Annotated in this window: 21 protein-coding genes and 4 tRNA genes; 15 read left to right on the forward strand and 10 right to left on the reverse strand. The window is 71.9% G+C overall.

Features of this window, described 5'->3' with window-relative positions:
• Window position 1: 1 nt before the first annotated feature.
• From ACZ516_RS23830 to ACZ516_RS23845, 4 genes are all read right to left on the reverse strand, one after another.
• Complete coding sequence (locus tag ACZ516_RS23830) at window positions 2-1,015, reverse strand: LLM class flavin-dependent oxidoreductase (RefSeq protein WP_358584367.1); 1,014 nt, start codon at window positions 1,013-1,015, stop codon at window positions 2-4.
• A gap of 109 nt (window positions 1,016-1,124) precedes the next feature.
• The gene (locus ACZ516_RS23835; RefSeq protein WP_469011594.1) at window positions 1,125-2,828 is read right to left on the reverse strand and encodes a fatty acid--CoA ligase; all 1,704 of its coding nucleotides are present in this window, start codon (window positions 2,826-2,828) and stop codon (window positions 1,125-1,127) included.
• 45 nt (window positions 2,829-2,873) lie between these two features.
• Window positions 2,874-8,594, reverse strand: a complete 5,721-nt coding sequence (locus ACZ516_RS23840) for a type I polyketide synthase (RefSeq protein WP_469011595.1) — start codon at window positions 8,592-8,594, stop codon at window positions 2,874-2,876.
• Window positions 8,595-8,627: 33 nt separating this feature from the next.
• Window positions 8,628-8,963 carry an acyl carrier protein gene (locus ACZ516_RS23845; RefSeq protein ID WP_358697916.1) on the reverse strand — a complete coding sequence of 112 codons (336 nt, stop codon included), beginning with the start codon at window positions 8,961-8,963 and terminating at the stop codon, window positions 8,628-8,630.
• 239 nt (window positions 8,964-9,202) lie between these two features.
• On the opposite strand from ACZ516_RS23845, the gene ACZ516_RS23850 reads away from it, so the two are divergent.
• The 11 genes from ACZ516_RS23850 to serS all read left to right on the forward strand — a co-directional run bounded on the left by ACZ516_RS23850 (window position 9,203) and on the right by serS (window position 19,894).
• Window positions 9,203-10,843 carry an aldehyde dehydrogenase family protein gene (locus ACZ516_RS23850; protein WP_358584371.1) on the forward strand — a complete coding sequence of 547 codons (1,641 nt, stop codon included), beginning with the start codon at window positions 9,203-9,205 and terminating at the stop codon, window positions 10,841-10,843.
• 31 nt (window positions 10,844-10,874) lie between these two features.
• A complete protein-coding gene (locus tag ACZ516_RS23855; RefSeq protein WP_358697915.1) occupies window positions 10,875-12,014 on the forward strand; it encodes an acyl-CoA dehydrogenase family protein in 1,140 nt (379 codons plus the stop codon).
• 41 nt (window positions 12,015-12,055) lie between these two features.
• Window positions 12,056-13,366: an aspartate aminotransferase family protein gene (locus ACZ516_RS23860; RefSeq protein ID WP_469011596.1), complete on the forward strand. Its 1,311-nt coding sequence runs from the start codon at window positions 12,056-12,058 to the stop codon at window positions 13,364-13,366.
• A 2-nt stretch (window positions 13,367-13,368) separates the two neighbouring features.
• Window positions 13,369-13,845 (forward strand): type II toxin-antitoxin system RatA family toxin, encoded by a 477-nt coding sequence (locus ACZ516_RS23865; protein ID WP_358584374.1) that lies wholly within the window; start codon window positions 13,369-13,371, stop codon window positions 13,843-13,845.
• Between the two features lie 21 nt (window positions 13,846-13,866).
• Entirely contained in the window at window positions 13,867-14,409 is a 543-nt protein-coding gene (locus ACZ516_RS23870) for a hypothetical protein (protein WP_358584375.1), read from the forward strand.
• Window positions 14,406-14,960: a flavin reductase family protein gene (locus ACZ516_RS23875; RefSeq protein WP_358584376.1), complete on the forward strand. Its 555-nt coding sequence runs from the start codon at window positions 14,406-14,408 to the stop codon at window positions 14,958-14,960. The genes ACZ516_RS23870 and ACZ516_RS23875 overlap by 4 nt, the downstream gene beginning before the upstream one ends.
• Window positions 14,957-15,940 (forward strand): ferritin family protein, encoded by a 984-nt coding sequence (locus ACZ516_RS23880; RefSeq protein WP_358584377.1) that lies wholly within the window; start codon window positions 14,957-14,959, stop codon window positions 15,938-15,940. The genes ACZ516_RS23875 and ACZ516_RS23880 overlap by 4 nt, the downstream gene beginning before the upstream one ends.
• Entirely contained in the window at window positions 15,937-16,959 is a 1,023-nt protein-coding gene (locus ACZ516_RS23885; RefSeq protein WP_358584378.1) for a beta-ketoacyl-ACP synthase III, read from the forward strand. Before ACZ516_RS23880 ends, ACZ516_RS23885 begins: the two co-directional genes overlap by 4 nt.
• A gap of 75 nt (window positions 16,960-17,034) precedes the next feature.
• Window positions 17,035-17,268 carry an acyl carrier protein gene (locus ACZ516_RS23890; RefSeq protein ID WP_127911495.1) on the forward strand — a complete coding sequence of 78 codons (234 nt, stop codon included), beginning with the start codon at window positions 17,035-17,037 and terminating at the stop codon, window positions 17,266-17,268.
• Window positions 17,268-18,488, forward strand: coding sequence for a beta-ketoacyl-[acyl-carrier-protein] synthase family protein (locus ACZ516_RS23895; protein ID WP_361079703.1), 1,221 nt, complete (start codon window positions 17,268-17,270; stop codon window positions 18,486-18,488). The genes ACZ516_RS23890 and ACZ516_RS23895 overlap by 1 nt, the downstream gene beginning before the upstream one ends.
• A gap of 128 nt (window positions 18,489-18,616) precedes the next feature.
• Window positions 18,617-19,894: a serine--tRNA ligase gene (serS, locus tag ACZ516_RS23900; RefSeq protein WP_358584380.1), complete on the forward strand. Its 1,278-nt coding sequence runs from the start codon at window positions 18,617-18,619 to the stop codon at window positions 19,892-19,894.
• A 92-nt stretch (window positions 19,895-19,986) separates the two neighbouring features.
• On the opposite strand, the gene fabI is transcribed toward serS, so the two are convergent.
• The 6 genes from fabI to ACZ516_RS23930 form a co-directional block, all read right to left on the reverse strand.
• The gene (fabI, locus tag ACZ516_RS23905; RefSeq protein ID WP_358584381.1) at window positions 19,987-20,751 is read right to left on the reverse strand and encodes an enoyl-ACP reductase FabI; all 765 of its coding nucleotides are present in this window, start codon (window positions 20,749-20,751) and stop codon (window positions 19,987-19,989) included.
• Window positions 20,748-21,074: a ferredoxin gene (gene fdxA, locus ACZ516_RS23910; RefSeq protein ID WP_358584382.1), complete on the reverse strand. Its 327-nt coding sequence runs from the start codon at window positions 21,072-21,074 to the stop codon at window positions 20,748-20,750. The genes fabI and fdxA overlap by 4 nt, the downstream gene beginning before the upstream one ends.
• A 34-nt stretch (window positions 21,075-21,108) precedes the next feature.
• A complete protein-coding gene (locus tag ACZ516_RS23915; RefSeq protein ID WP_361079705.1) occupies window positions 21,109-22,536 on the reverse strand; it encodes an MFS transporter in 1,428 nt (475 codons plus the stop codon).
• Complete coding sequence (locus tag ACZ516_RS23920; protein ID WP_358584384.1) at window positions 22,536-23,636, reverse strand: fatty acid desaturase family protein; 1,101 nt, start codon at window positions 23,634-23,636, stop codon at window positions 22,536-22,538. The genes ACZ516_RS23915 and ACZ516_RS23920 overlap by 1 nt, the downstream gene beginning before the upstream one ends.
• Before the next feature lie 202 nt (window positions 23,637-23,838).
• Window positions 23,839-24,003 (reverse strand): hypothetical protein, encoded by a 165-nt coding sequence (locus ACZ516_RS23925; RefSeq protein WP_361079708.1) that lies wholly within the window; start codon window positions 24,001-24,003, stop codon window positions 23,839-23,841.
• A gap of 52 nt (window positions 24,004-24,055) precedes the next feature.
• Entirely contained in the window at window positions 24,056-25,048 is a 993-nt protein-coding gene (locus ACZ516_RS23930; RefSeq protein WP_358584386.1) for a bifunctional lysylphosphatidylglycerol flippase/synthetase MprF, read from the reverse strand.
• Between the two features lie 186 nt (window positions 25,049-25,234).
• Here ACZ516_RS23930 and ACZ516_RS23935 point away from each other — a divergent pair.
• The 4 genes from ACZ516_RS23935 (at window position 25,235) to ACZ516_RS23950 (ending at window position 25,696) form a co-directional block, all read left to right on the forward strand.
• Window positions 25,235-25,328 (forward strand) — tRNA-OTHER (locus ACZ516_RS23935).
• A gap of 30 nt (window positions 25,329-25,358) precedes the next feature.
• A tRNA-Leu gene (locus ACZ516_RS23940) sits at window positions 25,359-25,451 on the forward strand.
• Window positions 25,452-25,481: 30 nt separating this feature from the next.
• Window positions 25,482-25,574: transfer RNA gene (locus tag ACZ516_RS23945), tRNA-OTHER, on the forward strand.
• 30 nt (window positions 25,575-25,604) lie between these two features.
• Window positions 25,605-25,696, forward strand: a tRNA-Leu gene (locus ACZ516_RS23950).

The following is a 25,696-nucleotide window of genomic DNA, read 5'->3' on the forward strand; positions in this document are numbered from 1 at the left end:
GTCACGACTGTGTTCTCCCAACGTTCGTGGTCTCCCCGATGGCGCGTACCGCGGGCAGCAGCACCTCGGCGATCTCCTTCAACTGCGGCTCCGGGTCGAGCGAGCCGACCCGGATGACCAGGTGGCGGGCGCCGGCGCGCACATAGGCGCCGAGCCACTCGGCGCAGCTCTCGGCGCTTCCCCAGCCATAGGCCTGGATGGCCGACATCTGCTCCAGGGAGCGCCCGTAGTAGTGCTCGATGTAGTGCTCCAGCTCGGCCTTGGCCGCCGCCTCGTCGCGGTTGACGGTGACCGTCGCGTACAGCGCGGGCGTCACCGCGTCCGGGGCGCGGCCCGCCGCCTCGGCGAGTTCGGCGATCCGGGCGCGGGCCCTGCCGTACGCCTCGGCGTCGGGCAGGAACGGCAGCCAGCCGTCGTACTTCTCGGCGACCCGGGCGAGCACCTTCGGGGTGTCGCTGCCGGCCAGCCAGAGCGGCGGGCCGCCGGGCGAGGCCGGCTTGGGCAGCCGCTCCAGGCGTTCGGCCTGCCAGAACCTGCCGTCGAAGTCGCAGGGGTTGCCCTCCTCGCCGGAGCGCCAGGCGGTGCGCCACAGCGCGGTGATCTCGTCCAGCCGCCCCACCCGCCCGGCGAAGGACGCCCCGACCGAGGCGAACTCCTCCTCGGTCTCGGGCATCGGGAAACCGGAGCCGAGCCCGAGCACCAGCCGGTCGGCGGCCACGTGGTCCAGGCTCGCGATCATGTTGGCGCCGATGAGCGGGTGGCGCAGGGCGGGGGTGAGCGCGGCCGTGCCGACCGTGATGCGCTTGGTGGCGGCGGCGGCCGCGGAGAGCACCACCAGCGGGTCCAGGCGCGGCCGGGCGGTCAGCGAGTCGCCCGCCCACAGCGAGTCAAAGCCGAGCGCCTCGGCCTGCCGGGCGAAGTCGAGCAGCGGGGCGGCGGCGTAGGTGCCGTTGATGGCCTGCTCCCGGGTGGGCAGCAGGATGCCGATGCGCAGGGGCCCGGCTGATGACTGCATGGGGTACTCCGTTTCGTGGGGGTCCGCTGGTGCGTCTGGTCCGTGCGTCTGGTCCGTGCGTCCGGTGGATGCGTCCGGGGGTGTACGTCTTCGGCGTGCGGCCCGTGCGTCAGGCGTGCTGGCGCTGTGGCGGCAGCGACGCCTGCTGCGCCGAGGCGCGGCGCTGGACGGGCAGGCTCAGGCGTTCGGTCGCCGGCGGCGCCTCGGCGCTCAGCCGCTCCCGCACGGCGCGGCGCAGGATCTTGCCCGAGGGGTTGCGCGGCAGGTCGTCGGCGAAGTGGAAGGCGCTCGGGATCTTGTAGTCGGCGAGGTGTGCGCGCAGCGCGACGAGCAGTTCGCGGGGTTTGACGGTGGCGCCGGGCCGCAGGACGACGACGGCGTGCACCGCCTCGCCCCAGTGCGGGTCGGGCAGTCCGACGACGGCGGCGTCGGAGACGGCCGGGTGGGCGGCGAGCGCCTTCTCGACCTCGGCGGGGTAGATGTTCTGCCCGGCCACGATGATCGTGTCGTTCATGCGGTCGCGCAGGTACACATAGCCGTCCTCGTCGAGGTAGCCGGCGTCGCCCATGTGCAGCCACTCCCCCACGATCGTGCGCTCGGTGGCCTCGGGGAGGTTCCAGTAGCCGAGCATGCGGGAGGGGGTGCGGATGCATATCTGGCCGGTCTCGCCGGGCGGCAGGGTCTCGCCGTCGGGGCCGATGACCTTCACCTCGTTGCCGGGGCAGGGTCTGCCGACCGACTTCAGGAGCCGGGTGCCGGGGCGGTGCGCCTCGGGGGGCAGGCAGACCGCGACGCTGCCGGTCTCGGTGCTGGCGTATATCTGCGCGAACTCGCAGCCGAACACCGCCAGGCAGCGTTCGAGCAGTGGCTCGGACATCGGCGCCGCCCCGTAGGCGATCTTGCGCATCGAGGCGAACGCGGCCGGGCCCGCGCCGCGTTCGGCCATCATCATCTGGAGCATGGCGGGCGCCGCGAAGGTGATGGTGACCCGGTGCTCCCGGATGAGCCGCACCGCCTCCTGGGGGATGAACTGCGGCATGATCACGCTGGTGGCACCGGCGTTGAAGGTGTGCATGAACCAGCCGATGCCGGCGATGCCGAAGCCCGGCAGGGAGATCAGGCTGACGTCGTCCGGCAGCCAGTCGAGCCAGTTGGCGCCGTGCTCGCGCATCGCGGCGGGCAGCGTGAAGAAGCTGCGGTGGGCGAGGACCGCGCCCTTGGGCAGGCCGGTGGTGCCGCTGGTGTAGATCTGCACCACCGCGTCGTCGGGTCCGGTGCCCGGCTCCAGGTCGGTGGTGGGGTGGTTGGCGTACCAGGCGGGCAGCCCGGTGCCGCGCGCCGGCTCACCCTCGCTGTCGGTGCCGTCGACGCGCACGATCGTGCGCAGCCCCGGCAGCTGCGGCTTGACGCGGTCGGCGGTCTCCCAGAACTCGTCGTCGACGAAGAGGAGCACGGCGCCCGAGTCGCGCAGGATGTGGTCCACCTCGCCCTGCGTGAGGCGCCAGTTGACCGGGACGAGGACGGCGCCGGCCTTCGCGCAGGCGAGGATCGTGAGGTAGTAGTTCTCCGACTCGCGGCCCAGGTAGGCGATCCGGTCGCCCGGTCCGATGCCCGCGTCGCGCAGGGCGTGGGCCGCGCGGTTGCTGTCCCGGTGCAGCTTCCCGTACGTGGTGGTGCGGCCTTCGCAGATGATCGCCGCGTGCTCGGCCCGGCTCCCGGCGTGGGCCCGTGAGGTACGGGTCAGCGTCCAGTTGGTTGCGGTGTGGTTTTCCACAGTGGTCTCCCCGCTGCATGGGACATCGGTGGGTGTCATGAGGAATGGATGCCGTGATGGGGGGTGGCTGGCGGACGGTCCCGGTCAGGGGTGCTGCTGGGTGGCCGGGGCCAGGCGTCCGTCGAGGAACTCGGTGAGCCTGCGGACCGTCGGGTGGTCGAAGGTGAGCGAGGCGGGCAGCGGCAGCCGGAACTGCGTCTCCAGGCCGCTCTTGACGGTCTGGGCCATCAGCGAGTCCAGGCCGAGCGAGACGAACTCCGCGTTCGGGTCGAGGTCGTCGTCCGCGTCCATGTGCAGCGCGGCGGTGACCTTCTCGCGCACGGCCGCGCCGATCAGGGCCTCGCGTTCGGGCTTCGGCAGGGCGGCGAGCGCGCTCAGGTCGATCCCGGTGCCGTCCGCGCCGCCCTGCTCCTGCCGGGCGAGCCGGTCGTAGAACGCGTCGTCCACGCCGCCGCCCCCGACATAGCGCGCCCAGTCGAACTCGCCGACCACGCGGCGGCTGCCGGGCCGCTGCCAGAGCCGGGCGAGGGTGTCCAGCGCCCGGGTCGGCGAGAAGAAGCGGACGCCGCTGCGGTCGATCTCCTGGGCGAGCTGCTCGTCCAGCCGGGCGGACATGCCGACCCTGGCCCAGGCGCCCCAGTTGACGGAGAGGCCGCGCAGGCCGCGCAGGCCGCGCCACTCGGCGAGGGCGTCGAGCCCGGCGCTGGCGGCGGCGTAGTGGCCCTGGGTGGCGCCGCCGAGGACGGAGGCGATCGAGGAGTACGCCACGAAGAAGTCCAGCTCCGGGAAGAACTCCTCGGCGGCCTCGTGCAACAGCCAGCCGCCGTACGCCTTCGGGGCGAGCTGGGCGTCGATGGACTCCCAGGTCAGCTCGGCGATGAGCTTCTTGTCGAAGGAGCCGGCCGCGTGCACCACGCCGCCGACCGGATGCGCTCCCGTCGCGAGCCGCGCGGCCAGTTCCCGCACGTCGTCGGCGCTGCTCACATCGGCGCGCACGATGTCGACCCGTGCCCGCTCGGACAGTTCGGCGAGCACCGGCGCCGCCTCTTCGGTGGCCTGCCCGCCGCGGCTGACCAGCGTCAGGTGCCGGGCGCCGAGCGCGACCAGCTTGCGGGCGGTGACCAGGCCGAGGCCGCCGAGGCCGCCGGTGACGAGATAGGTGCGGTCGGGGCGGACGCGGGCCGCGGCGGGCTCGCTCTCCGGGCCGCCGGGCACCTCCACCCACACCTCGTGGGTGCCGGCGGCCGCGGTGCGCAGCGCCTCGCCGATCTCCTCCAGGCGGAAGGCCGTGGCCCCGCCCCGGCTGACGCCGCGAGCCGCGCCGGGGGCCAGGGCCACCTCGGTGGCGGGGACGGTGAGGGTGGCGCGCAGGGCGCCGTCATGCCGTACGTAGACCTCGTCGCCGGCGGTGAACGCCGCCTCGGCGCCCGCGGCGACGACCGTCCCCGCGGCCAGTGAGCCGAGGACGGGACCGGAGCCGTCCACCTGCTCGCCGTCCAGCGCCGTGCGGGCGTCGGCGGCGGTCAGGGCGACCGAGGCGACCCGCACCTGCACCTCGCCGGCGGCGGGGGCGCGGTCCTCGACGGGGGCGAGGGTCAGGTCGGAGAGGTCACCGGAGCCGGGGGTGCGCAGGGCGAAGCCGCCGGGCCAGGTGCGGGTGGTGTCACCCGGCAGCAGCCTGCGCACGTGGCGGTGGCCGGCGCGCAGGGCGACCTGGTACTCGCCGGGGGCCTCGGCGCGGCACTCGTCCAGCAGCGCCGACAGGCCGGTGCCGGGCTCGATGTCGACCAGCGTCGCGCGGTACTGCGGGGACTCGGTGAGCAGCACCCGGCCGAAGCCCCACAGGGTGGCGGCGGCCAGGTGCGCGCCGTCGCCCGGCCGGTCGCCGGGCAGCCGCTGGGCGCCCTCGGTGACCAGCCACAGCCGGGGCGGCCGCTGCTGCGCGGCCGCGTCCAGGACGGTCAGCAGGCCCAGCAGGTCGCGGTAGTTGTGCTCGCACTCGGCGCGCATCAGCTCGGCCGACATGGTGCCGGGCAGCCGCCGCCAGTTCCAGCAGACGTCCGTGACGGAGGTGTCCTCCAGGGCGCTCTTCAGCGCGGCGGTGTCCGGGACCCGCGTGACCCGGGGGCCGTCGCCGTCCGGGGCGCCCATGTCGTCGGGGCCGCCGAGGAGCAGGACGTGCCGGGGGGCGGTGCCGGCGGCCAGGGCGGGCAGGGCGCGGCGCACCCACTCCGGGCGGTGCAGGAACTGCCGCTTGCCCGCAGCGCCTTCGGGGCGGGCGAGGGTGACGCCGGTCAGCTCCAGGACGGGCCTGCCGTCCTCCACGACGAGGACGTCGGCCAGGCGCCGGTCCTGCTCGGTGGTGACGCGGGCGACGACGTCCAGGCGCTCGCCGCGGGGCTTCTTGAAGTGCCGTACGGAAGCGATCTCGCGGGGCAGGAACACCGGGCCCTCGGGGTCGAGGGCGACGGCGGCCTGCACGGCGGCCTCGACCAGCTCGGCGGGCATCTGCTCGACGGCGGTGGTGCCGCGGCAGGTCAGCCGCGCGGAGTGGCCGCCTCCCTCGTGGCGGGCCGCGCTCACCAGGGCGCGGGTGCGCGGGCCGTGCGGGCGGCCCACCGAGGCGAGGTCGGTGTAGAGGTCCTCGGCATCGCTCTCCAGGACGGCGGGGCCGAGGAGGAGACCGGCGAGCCGCGGCTCGTCCTGGTCGTCGTCCTGAGCGGCGCCGAGCACGGCGGTGGCGTGCACCAGCTCGGTGCTGTCCTCGCCCCCGGCGGGGTCGGTGACGGTCAGGACCGTCACGTCGGCGCCGCCGTCGGGGCGCGGCCGCAGCCGGGTGGTCAGGGTCAGGGGCGTCTCGGCCTTCAGGGTGAGCGGGGTGGGCAGCCGCAGTTCCCGCAGGGCGGCGCGGGTGTGGCCGTGGACGGCGTCCTGGAGCGCGAGCAGCAGGTCGACGTAGGCGCCGGCGGGCAGGGTCGTGCGGTCGCCGTCGGCGAAGTCGGCGAGCGCGCCCAGCTCCTCCACGGTGAACTCGGCGGTGAACTCCCGCAGCGAGCCGTCGCGCGGGGACTCGGTGCCGAGCAGCGGGTGATGGGCCGCGGCGCCCTGCGTCCCGCTCCTGCGCGGGGTGACCTGGGGCAGCCAGTAGCGCTTGCGCTGGAAGGCGTAGGTGGGCAGGCCGATCTTCGCGGGGACGGCGCGCCCTTCGTGGTAGCCGTCCCAGGAGACGGGCAGGCCCGCGGTGTAGTACTCGGCGAGGGCCCGCAGTGTGGTGTCGCCGCCGCGGTCGCGCCGGCGCAGGCTGGCCAGCCACAGGTGGTCGGCGACGGGCAGGGAGCGCTGGGCGAGGGCGGTCAGCGCGGTGGAGGGGCCGATCTCGACGAGGGCGTGCCGGCCGCGCCGGGCCACCGCGCGGATGCCGGCCAGGAACTGCACGGGCTCCCCGATGTGGCGCACCCAGTACTCGGGGGTGCCGATCTCGGCGAACCGGGCGAGCTTGCCGGTGACGTTGGAGATGAGGCTGATGGCCGGCTCGTGGAAGGTGATGGTCTCCAGGGCGGCGCGGAAGTCGTCGTAGACCTCGGCCATGAGCGGCGAGTGGAAGGCGTGCGAAACCGCCAGCCGGTCGACGCGCACCCCCTGTGCGGCCAGCTGCCCGGTGACCTCGGCGAGCGCCTCGGAGCCGCCCGAGATCACGCACTGGTCGGGGGCGTTGGCGGCGGCGAGCGCCAGGTCGGGGTGGGGTGCGAGGAGGGGCAGGACGTCCTCGGCGGGGGCGGCAACGGCCGCCATGCCGCCCTCGGCGCGCACGGCCTGCATGAGCCGGGCGCGGGCGGCGACGAGTGTGACGGCGTCGGGGAGGCTGAACAGGCCCGCCACCGCGGCGGCCGCGGCCTCGCCGATGCTGTGCCCGATCAGCACGTTCGGGCGCACGCCCCAGGACATCCACAGCTGGGCGAGCGCGTACTCCAGGGTGAACAGGGCGGGCTGGGTGAACTCGGTGCGGTCGATGGCCTCGGGGTCCTCGGCGCCGCCGACGACGAGGTCCCGCACCGAGCGGTCCAGGTGGGCGGAGAAGAGCCGGTCGCAGGTGTCGACGTGGTCGCGGAAGACGGGGAAGCGCTCGTAGAGGGCGGCGCCCATGCCCGCGTACTGCGAGCCCTGTCCGCTGAACATGAACGCGACCTTGCGGATGCCGGCCGGGCCCTGGTGGTCGCGCTCGGCGGCCTTGTCCAGGAGCTTGGTGAGCGCGGCGCGGTCGGTGACCGGGCCCGCGAGGCGGTAGGGGTGGTGGGTGCGCGCGACGTTGCCGGTGTAGCAGAGCGCATCGACCTGGACGGCGGGGTCGGCGGGGTCGGCGGCGAGCAGCCCGCGGTAGTTCTCCACCTGTTCGCGCAGGGCGGCGGCGGTCTTGGCGGAGAGGGTGAACATGGGCGTGGCGGGGGCCTCGGCAGGCTCCTCGTCCGGTGCGGTCACGGCGGGCGACTGCTCCAGGACGACCGCGCCGATCGTCCCCGCGAAGCCGAAGCTGTTGACGACCGCGCGCCGCACCGGCGCCTTCCACGGCTCGCACGCGGTGGGCACCCGCACCGGGTACAGGTCCCAGGGGATGCGGCCGGAGGGCGTGTCGAGGTTGAGGTGCGGGTAGATCGTGGCGGATCTGAGCTGGAGCACCGACTTGATGACGCCGACGATGCCCGAGGCGGGCTCCATGTGGCCGAGGTTGGTCTTCACGGAGCCGACGAGCAGCGGGTCGCTCTTGGTGTGCGAGTCGGCGAAGGTGTCGCCGATGGCGCCGAACTCGATGGGGTCGCCCAGCGGGGTGCCGGTGCCGTGCGCCTCCACGTACTGGATGTCCTTCGGGGCGAGCGCGGCGGCGGCGAGCGCGGAGCGGATCACCTTCTCCTGCGCGGGGCCGTTGGGCACGGTCAGGCCGGCGCTGTCGCCGTCCTGGCCGACGGCGGTGCCCTTGACCAGGGCGAGGACGGTGTCGCCGTCACGGGTGGCGTCGGACAGGCGCTTGAGCACGAGGATGCCGCAGCCCTCGGCGCGGGCGTACCCGTCGGCCGACTCGTCGAAGGTCTTGCACTGCCCGTCGGGGGAGAGCATCTGCGCGTTGGAGAACATCACGGGGATGCGGGGGTGGTGCAGGGCGTTGACGCCGCCGCACAGCGCGATGTCGGTCTCGCCGGCGCGCAGCCCCTGGACGGCGACGTGCAGGGCGGCCAGGGACGAGGAGCAGGCGGTGTCGATGCTCATGCTCGGGCCGCGCCAGCCGAGGAAGTACGACAGGCGTCCCGAGAGCGGGAACATGGTGATGCCGGAGGCCAGCAGGCCGTCCAGTTCCTCGTAGGGCAGGGAGTCCAGTTCGAGGGCGTAGTCGATGGAGCTGGCGCCGATGTAGACGCCGCCGTTGCCGCGGCGCAGCGGGGCCGGGTCGATGTTGGCGTGCTCCAGGGCCTGCCAGGCGGTCTCCAGCAGCATGCGCTGCTGGGGGTCCATGTACTGCGCCTCCTTCGGGGAGATGTTGAAGAAGGCGGCGTCGAAACGGTCGATGCGGTCCAGGAATCCACCGGACGTCGTGTGAATCTTTCCCTTGTCGTCCGGGCTCTGCGGGGTGAATGCCTCGACGTCCCACCGGTCGCCCGGAATGGGGCCGATGCCCGAGCGCCCCTCGCGCAGGAAGGCATCGAATTCGTCGAGCGAATTACTGCCGCCGGGGAATCGCAGGCCGACGCCGACGATCGCGATCGGTTCGGGCGCCCGGTCGGACACCTGATGGTTCTTGGATTCCTCGTGCGGCATTGATCGTCTCCTTCTGTCCAGGGCCCTGGTGGATCAGTTGGTGCTGGGTATCGCGCCGGCCATCGCATGGGTCGGGTCGCACACGGCGTCGACGAGGTAGTCGAGGAGCCGGCCGACCGTGGGCTCGTTGAAGAGCACGTTCGCGTTGATGGAGAGGTCGAGGATCCCTTCCAGGGTCCGCCTCATCTCGGTCAGCTTCAGCGAGGTGAGGCCGAGGTCGAAGTAGCTGATGTCGAGGGGCAGGTCCTCGGTCTCGTCCATGAGCAGAGTTGCCCTGAACTGGCCGACGAGCAGCCGCTCCAATTCCTCGGTCAGTTCTGGCCGGGGGAGTTCCCTGAATTGCTCAAGTGTCATGTGTTCGGGAGACATGGAGCCATGAAAGCAATGAAGGCTGACGCCTCACTGACGTCGCGCGCGTACCACCGGGACCCCGCACTCAGTCCCTCTTTCCGGTTCTGCTCGCGGGGTTGGCTCAATCGGTGCGCATAGCAGCGATCAGTACGGCGTCAGCGCCGGGTCAGATCGGGCTGCCACGATCGAGATGCTTCGAAACAAGAGCTGATCAGATCGGATTCCACTCGGAGAACCCCCACCCCGAAAGGCTGATAATGCTGCGCGGCGCCATACAGGAGAAAAGTGCTCCGGCACACTCCGCACTCAAGAGCTATGACCTCTACATCGCGGGCAAGGACGTCGCGGGTGACGGGTGGGTCTACACCGTCAGCGGGCGCTCCCTGCTCGAAGACGTCTTCACCAGCGTGAGCCTCAAACGCACGCTGGAACAGGACCCCGAATCCGAGGCGGCCAACCACCCGTATGTGGTGGGCCGTTGCGCGATCGCCGACGACTCCGCCATCGACCTGGCCACGCAGGCCGCGGCCGCGGCGGCGCCGGACTGGGCGGCCGTCCCGCAGGAGCGGCGGATGCGCCTCGGCACCCGGTTCCGCGAGGAACTCATCAAACACCAGGACGAGTTCCTGGACATGCTGGTCGCGGAGTCGCACCCGGTGAAGCTGGCCCGCTGGGAGCTGAGCTGCCTGCTGCAGATCTACGCCCCCGGCAGCCTTCGCTGGTACGCGAAGCAGATGCGCGTCGAGAAGGAGTACGGCGGGCGCAAGCTGATCCTGCAGCGCCAGCCCGACGGCGTGGTGGCCTTCAACCCGCCGCAGAACGCCCCGCTGCCCAGCGCCGCGCTCTCCGTCCTCGCCCTGATGGCCGGCAACGCCGTCGTGGTGCGGGCGCCGCGCAGCATCGCGCTGTCCACCATGTGGCTGCTGCGGGACATCGTCGCGCCGATCCTGGAGGAGTTCGACGCGCCTCCCGGTGTCCTGAACGCGGTGTGCAGCAACCCGAAGCAGACCATGGACCGGTGGGTCACCGACCCGCTGATCAACGACATCTTCTACATCGGCGGCAGCCAGGAGGGTCTGCGCTTCGAGCAGGCCTGCGTGGCCAACGGCAAGAAGCCGATCCTGGAGCTGGCCGGCAACGACGGCATCGTGGTCTGGAAGGACGCCGACGTGAAGTGGGCGGCCGAGGCCATCACCGAGTCGTTCTTCGGCTCCGGCCAGATCTGCATGGTGCCCAACTACATCCTGGTGCACCCCGCGGTCGCCGATGCCCTCATCGCCGAGGTGAAGGAGCAGGTCAAGACGGTCAAGCCGGGCTTCCCCGAGGACGAGGACGTCCTGCTCTCCCCGGTGCGCCGCAGCGAGCGCTTCTTCCGGCTGCTGCGCCAGGCCCTGGACAACGGCGCCGAGCTGGTCACCGGCGGCAACCGCACGGAACTGGACGGCACCCCCTCGGAGACCGGCGTCTTCCTCCAGCCCACCGTCGTGCGCGTGGACGGCCTGGACCGCGCCCGCACCTACGACGTGGTGCGCGAGGAGACGTTCTTCCCGCTGATCCCGGTCATCGTGCCGGAGGCGGACAACGACGACGCCCTCCTGGAGGACTTCCTCCGGTTCGTCAACTCCAACGAGTACGGGCTGCGCAACTCCCTGTGGTCGCGCTCCGACCACGTCATCGACACCTTCGTGCGCCGCGTCGTCAACGGCGGCCTGCTGAAGGTCAACGACTCCCACATCGGCTTCCTGCCGTACCTGCCGAGCCACGGCGGCACCGGCCGCACCGGCGGCGCCTTCGGCGAGGCCAACTACCCCATGCTCAAGACCTCGCACGTGCAGGGCGTCAGCATCGCGCGCGACGTCAGCCCCTACCAGGCGGTCTTCGGCGCCTTCGACGACTGAAACCCATCCCCTCTCCTTCGGAGGTTGTCACGTGCGTACCCTCGATGCCGCTCGGGCCGTCTGCGAGCGCTACCACCCCGGCCTGCTCAAGGAACTGGAGCAACTCCCCTACGCGGAACGGGAGAAGCCCGGCAGTCCGATCATCGATCTCTTCCGCATCCACGGTGGGGTCGGCCTGCTGATACCGGAGAAGTTCGGCGGCCACGGCGCCGGCCCGCTGGACGCGCTGCACACCCAGCTCGCGCTCGGCGCCCTGTCGCCCTCGCTCGTCGCGGCGGTGTCCATGCACCACTTCACCGTCGCCATGCTCTACTCGCTGGCCGTCGAGAAGGGCCGGCTCACCGACGCGCAGACCGATCTGCTGCGCCGGGTCGTCCCCGACCAGCAGGTGATGGCCTCCGGCTGGGCCGAGGGCCGCACCGAGCAGAACATCCTCACCCCCGCGGTCACCGCCCGTCCGGTCGAGGGCGGCTACCTGCTCTCGGGCTCCAAGAAGCCGTGCAGCCTCTCCCGTTCGATGAGCCTGCTCACCGCGAGCATCGCCATCCACGGCCTGGAGGGCGACCCGGAACTGGCGCTGGCCCTGGTGCCCGCCGACGCGCCCGGCCTGTCCGTGCACCCCTTCTGGGGCAACGACCTGCTCGCCGCCGCGGAGAGCGACGAGGTGCGCCTGGAGGACGTCTTCGTACCGAAGGACATGGTCGTGCGCGCCGGGGCCGAGGACCCGCGCCGCCTGGACGACCTCCAGACGGCCGGCTTCGTCTGGTTCGAGATGCTCATCACCGCCGGGTACCTGGGCAGCGCCGCCGCCCTGGTCGAGCAGGTCCAGGAGCGCGAGCGCGGCAGCATCCAGGAGCGGGCCGCCCTCGCGGTCGAACTGGAGGCCGCCCTCTCGCTGCTCGAGGGCGTGGCCCGCGCGATCGGCCCCGAGCCGGGCGACGAGGCGTCGGTGGCCCGGGTGCTCGTCGCCCGCTACGCCGTGCAGAACGCGCTGCCCCGCATCACCTCGCACTCCCTGGAACTCCTCGGCGGCCTGGACTTCATCCGCTCCTCCGAGCACGCCCTCGCGGCCGCCGCGTCCGCCGCGATCGCCTTCCACCCGCCCGGCCGGGGCGCGGCCGCCGAGCCGCTCCTGCGCTACTTCGACGGGGGCCCGCTGGTCCTCGCCTGACGCAGCCCTTGACCGCACCGCTTCTTTGGAGTGAGAAACCTGTGACCGTAATCCAGGAAAACCCGGCTGCCGCGGCAGGCGCGGTCTCCGCGGCCGACACCGAGGCGGAGGTCCTCGGCCTGTACCGCGCCCACCTGAGCAAGGGCCGCGCCACCCTCGCCGAGCTGTTCGGCAGCCACATGGAGGTGGCCTCCGAGGGCGCCTGGCTCACCACGAGCGACGGCGAGCGCTTCCTCAACGCGGGCGGCTACGGCGTCTTCATCATGGGCGCCCGCCACCCCATCGTGATGGAGGAGGTGGAGCGCCAGCTCCGTATGCACCCCACCGCCACCCGCATCCTCCTCGAACCGACGGTGGCCCGCGCCGCCGAGGCCCTGGTCTCCGTCATGCCCGAGGGACTGGACCGCGTGCACTTCGGCCTCTCGGGCGCCGAGGCCGTGGAGACCGGCCTGAAGCTGGCCCGCGCCGGCGGCTTCAAGCGGACCGTCTCCATGCGGGGCGGCTACCACGGCAAGACGCTCGGTGCCCTCTCCGCCACCGCGAAGGAGGTCTACCAGGCGCCGTTCCGGCCGCTGATCCCCGACTTCCACCACCTGCCGTTCGGCGACACCGACGCCCTCGCGGCGGACCTCGCCGCCCACCCCGGTCAGACCTGCGTCATCCTGGAGCCCGTCCAGGGCGAGGGCGGCGTCATCATCCCGCCCAAGGGCTACCTCAAGCGCGTCGAGGAACTCGTGCGCGAGCACGGCGGCTTCCTGATCCTGGACGAGATCCAGTCCGGCTTCGGCCGCCTCGGCGAGTGGTGGGGAGCGGACTTCGAGGACGTGCGCCCCGACGTCCTGCTCGCCGGCAAGGCGCTCGGCGGCGGTGTGCTCCCCGTCTCCGCGGCCGTCGCCACCCGCAAGGCGTTCCGCCCCTTCGACAAGGACCCCTACATCCACACCGCCACCTTCTCGGGGCAGCCCGTCCTGATGGCGGCGGTGCAGGGCGCGGTGCGGGCCATGAAGGAGGACCGCCTGGTCACCCGGGCCACCGACCTGGGCGCCGCGCTGCTGCCGCGGATCGCCGAGATCGCGTACCGCAACATCCCCGAACTCGTCGTCGACGTGCGCGGCCAGGGGCTGCTCATCGGTGTGGAGCTCGTCGAGGCGGGTCTCGCCGGCGAGCTGCTCATCGAACTCTTCAACCACGGGGTGGTCGCCAACCACTCCATGAACGGCAGCTCGGTGGTGCGGTTCACCCCGCCCGCCGTCCTCAGCGACACCGACGTGGAGTTCCTCCTCAACTCCTTCGACCTGGCCACCCGCGACCTTCTCAGCGGTGCGGCCACCATGCCGGAAGGCGGTAACTGATCGTGCGGCACGTAGAACTGGAAGCAGTGGTCCCCGCGGAGCAGGTCTCCACGGTCTTCGACTCCGTGATGCGCTGGGAGAAGTACCCGGACCTGGCACCCCACGTCAACTCCACCACGGTGCACGCCACGCTGCCCGAGACGGCGTGCAGTTCCAGCTGGGAACTGCACTTCCGCAGCGGGCTGCTGCGCTGGACCGAGGACGACACCTTCCTGCCGGAGCAGGGCGAGATCCGCTTCGAGCAGTCGGACGGCGACTTCGACTCCTTCACCGGCACCTGGGCGCTGACGCAGTCCGGTGACGACGTCGCCGTGCGCTTCGACGCCGACTTCGACTTCGGCATCCCGAGCCTGGAGGGCATCCTCGACCCGATCGCCGAGCGGGTCATCAAGGAGACCGTCGCCTGGTCGCTCACCGGCCTGTTCCCCGGCACGCGGATCGCGGGCGGCATCGAACTGTCGCAGCCCGCCGCCGCCTGAGACCACAGCCAGGAGCTGACCATGGACCAGGCCAATCCCTTCGAGACGCCGAAGACGTACTCCCTGCACCGCGCCGAGTATCTGGTGGGCTTCGCGGTCTCCACCGGGCTGCTCATCGCGCACATCGGCGAGATCCGCTGGATACCGGCGGTCGCGCTCTTCCTCTACATCGACCTGATCGGCTACATCCCCGGCGCCATCGCCTTCAAGCGCAGCGGCGGGAAACCGATCTCCAAGGTGTACTACGTCCTCTACAACGTGATGCACAGCCTCATCACCCAGGCCGCGGTGGCCGCCCTGTGGTGCTGGCTGATCGGACCCGAGTGGGCGCTGCTCGTGCTGCCCTTCCACCTCTTCGGCGACCGGGGCCTGTTCGGCAACTTCATGAAGTCGTTCGCCCTGCCCTTCGAGCCGGTGCGCCAGAGCGGCTATCTGCGGCTCCTGGACGACCTGGGGATCGAGCACCCCAAGCCGGTCGGCCACGCGCAGGACCCGGAGCCGGTCGGGCACATCGTCAAGCTGCCGCAGCAGGCGGCCCGGGCCCGCGAGGAGGCACTGCGATGAGCACCCTCACCCCGCTGCGCCGCCCGGTGCGCCAGGACCCGGCGGAGCGCCGCCGGGCGCTGTACCACCTGGCGTCACCGGTGTCGGTGCTGACCGTCGGCCACGCCGGCCGGCTGCACGGCACCACGGCGAGCACGGTCACCCTCGTCTCCCGCGAGCCGCTGCTGATCGGGGTCGCGCTGCGGCCCGGCTCGTCGTTCGCGCGGCTCGCCGCCGCCGAGGGGCGCTTCGTGGTCAACGTCCTGGACGGCACGCAGGGCGACCTGGCGCGCTGGTTCGCGGACAGTTCGCGCCCCGACGGCAGCGCCCAGTTCGACGGCCTGCCCTGGACGCCCGACTCCTACGCCGGCGCGCCCCGGCTGTCCGGGGCGCTCGCCCACTACTCCTGCCGGGTGCACTCCTCGCACCGGGCGGGCGACGGCGAGGTGCTGCTCGGCTACGTCGTGCGCGCCGGCGCCGAGAGCGGCCCGCCGCTGTTCAGCTACGCGGGCGACCTCGTCGCAGGCGCCCTGCATCCCGCCCGCACCACGAAGGAGACATCGGCATCATGACCGGTTCTGTGGCCCCCGAGGCCGACTGGGACAAGGCCCCCGGCTTACTCGACGGCGCGAAGGAACTCACCCTCGGGCCCGACGACTGCGACCTCGCCTACTGGTTCACCTCCGTCGCCCAGGGCACCCTGCGCGACCGCGGCGAGACCGGGCACCACGCGAACGCGACGGTCCCCGACTTCCTGAAGGCGCCCGGCCCGCTGCGCGACGCGCTGGTCCTGGAGTTCGGCTTCCGCGGCCTGTCCGAGGAGATCGCGACCCGCCTCCTCGGGCACTACGTGGCGCTGGCCCCGGGCGTGCCCGAGATGGAGTTCTACGCCACCCAGCTCATCGACGAGGCCCGGCACGCCCGCGTCTTCCGCAACCACCTGGTGGAGCTGGGGCACCCCGCGGGCACCCTCCTCAAGGACATCGACGAGATGGCCGCGGACTACCGCAAGCGCGTCCTGGACCCGGTCGTCGACTTCACCCTCGACATCGTCCGCGACCAGGCCGACTTCGCCGGCGGCGTCGCCGTCTTCGCCATCGTCATCGAAGGGGTGCTCGCCCCGGCCGCCGAGCTGAGCGAGCGCAAGTGGACCCCGCTGTCCCCGGCCACCGGGGAGATCTCGCGCGGCACCGCCATCGACGAGATCCGCCATCTGACGGTGGCCAGCACCATCCTGCGCGACCACATCGTGGCCCACCCCGAGTACCGCCCGCGCCTGATGGAGATCCTGCGCGCCGGGGTCAAGCTGTGGGACGAGATCCCCGACCGGGAGTTCGTCATCCACCGCGAGGAGCTGTTCCAGAAGGGCATGGCCGACCACGCCGACAAGATCGGCGACTACGAGATCTGGCCCGGCGTGCGGATGCTCGACACCACCCCCGAACAGCGCTACGACATGGCCGAGCAGTGGACCGACGAGATGGCCGAGTCCCGCATGGCGTACATGGGGCTGCCCGTCGAGGTCCTCAGCAGTCCGGAGCCGGGCGCATGAGCGGCGCGGCCCGGCCCCTCGGCCGGTCGGCGGTGATCTGCGGCATCGGCTCGTACGTGCCGCCGAACAAGGTGACCAACGACGAGCTCTCGCAGCGCCTCGACACCTCCGACGCGTGGATACGCTCCCGCACCGGAATCGCCGAGCGCTACGTGGTCTCGCCCGGCACCGCCACCTCCGACCTGGCGGTGGAGGCCGGTCTGCGCGCGCTGAAGTCGGCGGACACCGAACAGGTGGACGCCGTCGTCCTGGCCACCACCACCCCCGACCAGCCGTGCCCGGCGACCGCGCCGACGGTGGCGGCGCGCCTCGGACTCGGGCAGGTGGCGGCGTTCGACGTGGCCGCCGTCTGCTCCGGGTTCCTCTACGGGCTCGCCACCGCCTCCGGGCTGATCGCCGCGGGGCTGGCCGAGCGGGTGCTGCTGGTGGCCGCCGACGCGTTCACCACCATCGTCAACCCCGAGGACCGCACCACCGCGGTGATCTTCGCGGACGGCGCGGGGGCCGTGGTCCTGCGGGCCGGGGACGCCGGTGAACCCGGCGCGGTCGGGCCGCTGGTCCTCGGCAGCGACGGTGAGCTGAGCCATCTCATCGAGGTGCCGGCCGGCGGCTCCCGGCAGCGCTCGGCGGGCACCGCGCCCGAGCCGGGCGACGAGTACTTCCGGATGCTCGGCCGCGACACCTACCGGCACGCGGTGGAGCGGATGACCGTCACCTCGCAGGAGGCGGCCGAGCGCGCCGGCTGGCGGCTGGCGGACGTCGACCGGTTCGCCGCCCACCAGGCGAACGCCCGCATCCTCGACTCCGTCGCGGAACGGCTCGGCCTCCCCGCCGAGCGGCAACTCACCAACATCGAGCAGGTCGGCAACACCGGCGCCGCCTCGCTCCCCCTGCTCCTGTCCCAGTCCGCCGCCGACGGCCGGCTCACCGCCGGGCACCGAGTCCTGCTCACCGCGTTCGGCGGCGGACTCTCCTGGGGGGCCACGACGCTCGTCTGGCCCGAAGTGCAGTCCGTCTGACGCCCACCGGCGCCGGCGGCACCTCCTCAAGACCCGTACGCCGAACGGCGCGTACGCCTTTCGAAAGGGATCGTCATGATGCTGGAGCAGCTCAAGGAAATCCTGTCCAACAAGCTCAAGGTGTCCCCCGAGGCCATCACGCCGGAGGCCACCAGGGACGACATCGAGCTGGACTCGCTGGCCGTGGTGGAGCTGTCACTGCTGCTCAAGTCCGAACTGGACATAGACGTCAGCGACGACGACCTCCTGGAGGCCGAGACCGTGGCCGACATGGTGGAACTCATGGAGACGAGGAGCGCGAAGGTCTGATGGCCGGCATCGACATCGCCGTCACCGGGCTCGGCCTCGTCACCCCGGGCGGTATCGGGGTGGGGCCGAGCTGGGCGGCGGTCTGTGAGGGCCGGTCGGGCGCGGCGTTCGATCCCGTACTGGCGGACAATCCGGTACGGATCTCCTGCCGGGTGCCCGGCTTCGACCCCGAAGCGCTGTTGACGGCCCGCAGGGCCCACCGCCTGGACCGTTTCGTGCAGTTCGCGCTGGTCGCCGCGCGTGAGGCGATCGCTGACGCCGGGCTCGACCCGCTGACCTGGGACGGCGCCCGGGTCGGGGTGGTGCTCGGCTGCGCGGACGGCGGCCCCGGCACGGTCGAGGAACAGCACACCGTCCTACGGGAGAAAGGCGCCGACCGCGTCTCGCCGCTGCTGCTGCCCATGCAGCTGCCGAACATGCTGGCCGGTCAGACGGCCATCGAGTTCGGGGCGACGGGACCCAACCTGGTGGTGGCCACGGCCTGTGCCTCCGGGGCGACGGCCATCGGCACGGCGCGGGACCTGCTCGCGCTCGGCCGCTGCGACGTCGTCCTCGCGGGCGGCAGCGAGGCCATGATCACGCCGTTGGTGATGGCCGGGTTCGCGCAGATGGGCGCCCTGTCCCGGCGCGAGGACGACCCCACCCACGCCTCGCGTCCCTTCGACGCGGAGCGGGACGGGTTCGTCGCGGGTGAGGGCTCCGGGATCCTCGTCATGGAACGCGTCGAGGACGCCCGGGCCCGCGGGGCGCACGTGCACGGCCGGATCATCGGCTACGGCGCCACCGCGGACGCCCACCACATGACGTCCCCGCATCCGGACGGCGCCGGGGTGGAGGCGGCGGTCCGCGCGGCCCTCGCCGACGCCGGCGCCGACCCGGACGAGGTCCAGCACGTGAACGCCCACGGCACCTCGACGCCGCTCAACGACGTCGCCGAGGCGAGGATGATCAAACGGACCCTCCAGGGAGATCCGCTGGTCACCTCGACCAAGGGCGTGACCGGGCATCTGCTGGGCGCGGCGGGCGCGGTGGAGGCCGCGTTCACGCTGCTGAGCATCGAGCACGAACTGGTGCCGCCCATCGCCAACCTGGTCATGCCGGACCGGGAGGTCGACATCAAGCTGGCGTACTCGGCGACCTCCATGCCCATCGATCTGGCGCTGAGCAATTCCTGCGGGTTCGGGGGGCAGAACACCGTCCTGGCCCTCGCCCCCGCGTGAGCACCGGAGCCGACCCGCTCCCAGCCCCGCCCCCTCCCCTGCCCCGGCAGGAGCCGCAGCCGCCCCTCGCCAGGGGGGCGGCTCGGCGCATCTCCCCCGCCCCGCACCGCGAGACCCCAGGAGAAGCCATGCACGATCCGCGCGAACTGATCGCCGCCGGACCCGAGGCGGTGCGGCGTCTGGCCCGCCGCCGGCACGACCTCGACCTGAGCGCGCTGGACGCGGCCCACCGCGGCCGGGCCGACGCCCAGGCCGAGGTGACCCGGCTGCGCACCGAGGCCAACCGCGCCACCCGCGAGCGCAGGTCCGGGCCGCCCTCGGAGGAGGAGAAGGAGGCGGCCCGCGCGCTGCGCGCCGACGTGCAGCGGGCCGAGGCGGCCGCCAAGGAGGCGGGCAAGCGCCTCGCGGACCTGGTCCTGACCATTCCCAACATCCCGCTGGACACCGTGCCGGACGGCGACTCCGAGAAGGAGGCCGTGGAGGTGCGCCGGGGCGGCCCGCCCGCGTGCGAGGCGTCCGACGCCCGCCACCACGCCGACATCGGCGAGCGGCTCGGCATCTTCGACGGCAAGGCCGCGGCGCGGCTCTCCGGGGCCCGCTTCACCGTGAGCCGCGGTCCCGGGGCCCGCCTGGAGCGGGCCCTCGCCGACTTCTTCCTCGATCTGCACACCGGCGAGCACGGCTACACCGAGCACTCGGTGCCGTTCCTCGTCAACCGCGACACCATGACGGGCACCGGACAGCTCCCGAAGTTCGCCGACGACCTGTTCGCCACGCAGGTCGGCGAGCGCGAGCTGTTCCTGATCCCGACCGCCGAGGTCCCGCTCACCAACCTCCTCGCACAACAGACCCTGGACGCCCGCGAGATGCCGTACGCGTTCACCTCCCGCACCCCGTGCTTCCGCGCCGAGGCCGGGGCCTACGGCAGGGACACCCGGGGCATCCTGCGGCTGCACCAGTTCGAGAAGGTGGAGCTGGTGCGGGTCTGCGCGGCCGAGGACGCCCAGGAGGAGCTCGAGCTCATGCTGGGCCACGCCGAGGAGTGCCTGCGGCGCCTGGGCCTGTCCTACCGGGTGGTGCTGCTGCCGGCGGGCGATCTCGGTTTCTCGGCCCGGATGACGTACGACATCGAGGTGTGGCTGCCGGGCAGCGGCTCGTACCGCGAGATCTCCTCGGTCTCCGACTGCGGCACCTTCCAGGCCCGGCGCGCCGGCATCCGGTGCCGCACGGCGGACGGCCGCAAGGAGTACGCGGCGACGCTGAACGGCTCGGCGCTGCCCATCGGCCGCACGGTGGCCGCGCTCCTGGAGCAGGGCGCCCGGCCGGACGGTTCGGTGGAGCTGCCCGAGGCCCTCATCTCGTACACCGGGTTCCGCAGGATCCTGCCCGACGGCACCACCGAGTGACCCAGCCGGCCGGCCCGGGCACGACGAATGGGGGGGAGTTCAGGTGATCACCTGAACTCCCCCCCATTCGTTGTGGCCTCGCGGGCGCCGGGTCACGCGCCCATCATGTGGGCCCCGCCGTCCACGTGGACTATCTCGCCCGTCGTACGGGGGAAGAAGTCCGACAGCAGCGCGACGATGCCGCGGGCCGCCGGGTCCGGGTCGGTGAGGTCCCAGCCGGCCGGGGCGCGGGTGTGCCAGTCGTCCGCCAGCTCGGAGAAGCCGGGGATGGACTTGGCGGCCATGGAGCGCAGCGGCCCCGCGGCCACGAGGTTGCAGCGCACACCGCGGGCGCCGAGGTCCCGGGCGAGGTAGCGGCTGGTGGACTCCAGCGCCGCCTTGGCGACGCCCATCCAGTCGTACTTGGGCCAGGCGACGCTCGCGTCGAAGGTGACGCCCACCACCGAGCCGCCGCGCGGTTCCATGAGCGGCAGGCAGGCGGTGGTCAGGGACTTCAGGGAGTACGCGGAGACGTGCACGGCCGTCGAGACGTCCGCCCAGCTCCCGTCGAGGAAGTGGAAGGCGCCGGGCGGACCGTAGGCGATGGAGTGGACGACGCCGTCGAGGCCGTCGACGTGCTCGCGCAGGCGGTCGGCGAGGCCGTCGAGGTGGTCCTGGTCGGTGACGTCCAGCTCGACGACCGGGGCGGGCTTCGGCAGCAGGCCGGCGGTGCGCTCGATCAGGGAGAGCCGCCCGAAGCCGGTCAACACGACCTCGGCGCCCTCCAGTTGGGCGATGCGGGCCGCGTGGAAGGCGATGGACGCCTCGGTCAGGACGCCGGTCACCAGGACGCGCTTGCCCGCGAGGAGGCCGCTCATGACGCGACCACCGCCCGCGGCAGCGCGGCGACCAGGTCGGAGTCGTGGGGCAGGGCGCCGAGCGCGGCGGCGCCGCCGGGCGAGCCGAGCCGCTCGAAGAAGGCGGCGTTGGAGGCGCGGTGGTCGCCCCAGTCGCCGGGCACGTCGTCCTCGAAGTAGATGGCCTCCACGGGGCAGACGGGTTCACAGGCCCCGCAGTCCACGCACTCCTCGGGGTGGATGTAAAGGGCGCGGCCGCCTTCGTAGATGCAGTCCACGGGGCATTCGTCGATGCAGGACTTGTCCTTCACATCGGCGCAGGGCTGAGCGATGACATAGGCCATGCGGGATTCCTCCTTGTCGCGGCGGGGCGGCTGATCAGCCGGCGGGCAGACGGTCGACCGAGGCGCCGGTGGTGCGCTCGCCCAGGGTGAGGACGGTCACCGCGAGCGCGGTCATCACGGCCGCGATGACGCCGAACAGCGCTCCCGGCCCGTAGGTCTGCAGGACCGGCAGCAGGGCGAACGGCAGGGCCGCGGCGCTGAGTTTGGACAGTGAGTACGCCGCGCCGGACGCGGCCGCGCGGATGGCGGTCGGGTACTGCTCGGCGAGGTAGACGTGGCTGACGCTGGAGAAGAGGTTGCTGCACACGGTGTAGACGAAGCCGAAGGTCATGACGAGCGTCGGCGAACCCGCGTAGCTGAAGCCGAGTCCGGCCACGACCATCGCGCCGGCCGAGGCGACCACCAGCTTCTTGCGCTCGACGCGGTCGATGATCGGCAGCGCGAGCGCGGAGCCCACGGGGTAGCCGAGGAAGCACACCGCGGTGAAGCCGAGGCCGGCGACGATCCCGTACCCCTTGGCGGCGAGGATCTGCGGCGCGAGCGTGCCGAAGCCGTAGTAGCCGACCGTGGAGAGCGAGCAGAAGATCCAGAGCATGGTGGTGCGCCGGCGCAGGTGGGGCTGGAAGATGTCGCGCAGCCTGGGCGTCGTGCCCGGATCGTGCCCCGGGCCCGCTTCGACTCCCGGGTCGGGGTCGGCCTTGCGCAGGTCGGCCGCCGTCGAGGCCGCCGCCCCGGCCGGGACCTCGGCCTCCATGCGGGAGACCAGCTCCTCCGCCTCCGCCTCGCGGCCGACCGTGGCCAGCCAGCGCGGGGACTCGATGAGCCGCCTGCGCAGCACCCACACCACGGCCGAGCCGAGCGCCCCGATGACGAAGAGCCAGCGCCAGCCGTCGATGCCGAGTGGGGTCAGCGGCACCAGCCACAGGGCCGCGAAGCCCACGGCGGGCACCCCGCAGAAGGCGAGGGTGTAGGCCCAGGCGATGTACCGGCCGCGCTTCTTCGCGGGCAGCACGTCCGACAAGTAGCAGTCGGACAGGGACTGTTCGGCGCCGATGCCGATGCCCGCGAAGAACCGCGTGGCGATCAGCCAGGCCGCGTTCGGCGAGAAGGCGCCGAGCAGCGAGAAGCCCGAGTAGATGGCGAGGTTGATCAGGAACGCCCGGCGCCGCCCGTACCGGTCGGCGATCTTGCCGAGCAGCAGCGAGCCGATGAACTGGCCGATGAAGGCGGAGGCGAGGACCAGCTTCAGCTCGGTGGCGCCGAAGGCGAAGTCGTTCTGGAGGACCTTGGCGATGGTGCCGGAGAGGTTGTTCTCGAACGTGTCGAAGAGCAGCCCGACGCCGATCACCGCGGTGATGCTGCGGTGGGTCGGGGTGATCGGCATCCGGTCGAGCCGGGCGCCGATGGAGGCGCCCGGCGTAAGGACGGCCGGAGCCGCCGGTCTGGTGACGGTGTCGGTCATCAGGCGGCTCGCCCGACGTGCGCGTCGACCTCGCCGCGGCGGACCGGCGCGCTGACCTCGTGCAGATAGGAGGCCACCTCGCGGTAGGAGGCGAAGAAGCCGACCTCGTGGTAGGGCACCCCGCGCTCGGCGCAGTACTCGCGGGTGAGTTCCCGGGCCCGCCCCAGGTTCTTCTGCGGCATGGCGGGGAACAGGTGGTGCTCGACCTGGTAGTTGAGACCGCCGTACAGGAAGTCGATGAACCAGGACGGACGGATGTTGCGCGAGGTCAGGACCTGGCGCTCCAGCCAGTCCAGGGTCTCCTCGTCACCGTCGCGCACGTCCATGCCCTTGTGGTTCGGGGCGAAGATCATGCCGAAGTAGACGCCGAGGGTGGCCTGCTGGACCAGGATGAAGGCGACCCCGAGGACCGGCGACAGGACGGTGAAGACGCAGGTCAGATAGATCGCGGCCCGCGCTATGAGCAGCGTGGACTCCAGGACCGGACGCTTGGTGAGGCCCTGCGCGATCGACTTCACGGCCGTCTTGTGCATCTTGAACGACTCGAGGACGAGCAGCACGAAGAAGAGCACGCTCTGGTAGCGCACGATGAAGCGCTGCCGGGGGGTGCGGGTCGCGTACTGCTTGATGTCGAAGATCGCGGTGCGCCGGCCGATGTCCGGGTCCATGTCGAGGTGGTTGGGGTTGCTGTGGTGGCGGTTGTGGTGGTTGACCCACCAGCCGAAGCTGACGCCGTTGACGAAGTTGGCGTGGAAGTAGCCGACGGCGGAGGCGGCCCGCTTGTCGCGGAACATCGCCTTGTGTCCGGCGTCGTGCCACATGAAGGAGGACTGGCCGCCGCACAGGCCCATCCACACCGCCACGGCGAGCTGCCACCACGAGTCTCCCAGCAGGAAGAACGCGGTGAGCCCGGCCACGAGCAGCGAGGTGTTGCGGATCAGGCGCCCCACGTAGTACCGCGGGTTCAGGTCGAGCAGCCCCTCCGCCTTGACGCGTTTGAGGAGCTCGGAGAACGTGGCGGATGCCCCGGTGCGCTGCGGGACGTCGGTGCGCTGCGGGGCTACGGCGACACCGGTCTCTTGGACGTGCGGACGCTGCATACGAAGCTCTCCTCGGAAGAAGTGCCCGAACCGGGCGACGGCGCCCGCCCGGCGCACGGGACCCGCTGGAGCACGGTGCGGCTGAGCGCGTGCGGTGCCCCATCGGACGGACGCCGGGCGAACGTGTGTGCAGCGTTCCGTGGAGCGCTGATGTGGCGCTGATGCTGAGCTGATCGGCCAGGTCGCGGCGCACCTGCCGCGATCAGTCCGCCGGGTCGGGCTCGGCCCGCAGCAGGGCGTCCAGGTCCCGCACCACGGCGTCCGCGGCGCGGGCGACGTCCTCGTCGTCCGGGGCGCCGATGACGCCCATGAGCTGTTCCACCATGGTGTGCTTGAGCGCGTCGATGGTCTGCGCGTTGTCACTCATCGTTCATCCACTCCTTCTTCGCGGTGAGGCCGCTTGGTTGTTTGATGTGCCGTCAGAAGGCGTTGCAGGCACGGAAGATGTGGGCGAAGGAGGCGAGCGAGGCGGGCCCGTCGAAGGCGACGTACTCCGGGATGACCGCGTCGGGTGCCCACTTGTGCTTGTACGAGAGCTGCGTCTGGGCCGGGTAGAGCGCGGCGCCCTCGGCCCACAGGGCGTGCATCAGCCACTGGAAGGCGGGGCTGTGGCCGTCCAGTTCGTTGGCGGCGTCCAGCCCGGTGAAGGGCGTGAAGCCGAAGTGCAGCCACTGCACGCCCTCGCCGCGGAACACCTCGATGGCGTGCGCGTTGATGGCCTCCATCAGGCCCGGCGACCCGTCCGGCACGCGCCGGCTCAGGTCGTGCATCCAGCCGGCGCGGGCGCCGTAGACCGGGGAGTACGAGATGTACGCCACGGGCTCCCCGGCGATCGTGCCGACGAACAGCCGCCGCTCCTGCTGCGCCTCGCCGCCGATCTCGCCGACCAGGAACTCCAGGGGGCGGGCCGCGCCCTTGCTGGAGAGCCAGGCACCGTCGATCGTCTCCAGCGCCTGACGCCAGGCGCCGGCCTCGACCTCCTGTATCTGCAGGCCGTTGCGGTAGGCGCGGGAGATCTTGTTGCGCAGCTGCATGAAGCGGGTGCCGCGCAGGGTGAACTCCGGGAGGCTCACCGCCCAGGAGGCGCCGATCTGGTTGACGGTGTAGCCGCGCGCCGCGTAACGCTCGGCGTCGTCGCGCTGGAGCTGGACGCCCACGTGGGTGAGCCCCTGCTCCTTGACGTGGTCCCGGAAGCCGTCGAGGAGGCCTTCGTACTCCTCCGGGGCGGCGAAGGGCCCACCGAACTGGACGGCGAACCGGCCGGTCCTGCGGTAGACGACGACACCGTCGGAGCCGGGTCGCGTGAAGGTGCTGTTGCCACTGTTGAGCGCGAGGAACGCGCTGGGATTCTCGGCCCGCGTATAAGTGCGAACAGCCTGGAGAATCGGGTTTTCCACTACGGTCACGGTCATGATCCGTTTCCCTTTCGGCAGCCGTTGCGGTCGTTGAGAGTAGAGCACCGCCGCCCCTTTGATGGGAAGGGCGAAAAGCTTACGAGGCAGGTCCGTGACGACACGTCAGCAGGGCGTCAGCCGCTCGTCAGAACCACCTGGCAATGTTCTTCTCGTGAACGGAACGGGAAACCGGGCCGGAAACACGGAGAGGTGCCCGGAGTGGTTTAACGGGGACTTCGAGCTCAGCTCAAGGTCGGGCCCCTAGGGGCCCACGCAGGTTCGAATCCTGCCCTCTCCGCAGGCACGAAACTCTGTGCCCGTACAACCAGGAGAGGTGCCCGGAGTGGTTTAACGGGGACCTCGGGCTCAGCCCAGGTCGGGTCCCTCGGGGCCCACGCAGGTTCGAATCCTGCCCTCTCCGCAGGCACGAAGTTCTGTGCCAGTACGACCAGGAGAGGTGCCCGGAGTGGTTTAACGGGGACCTCGGGCTCAGCCCAGGTCGGGTCGCTCGCGACCCACGCAGGTTCGAATCCTGCCCTCTCCGCAGGCACGAAACTCTGTGCCAGTACGACCAGGAGAGGTGCCCGGAGTGGTTTAACGGGGACCTCGGGCTCAGCCCAGGTCGGGTCCCTCGGGGCCCACGCAGGTTCGAATCCTGCCCTCTCC

It is taken from the genome of Streptomyces sp. NPDC034037 (genome assembly GCF_055575715.1).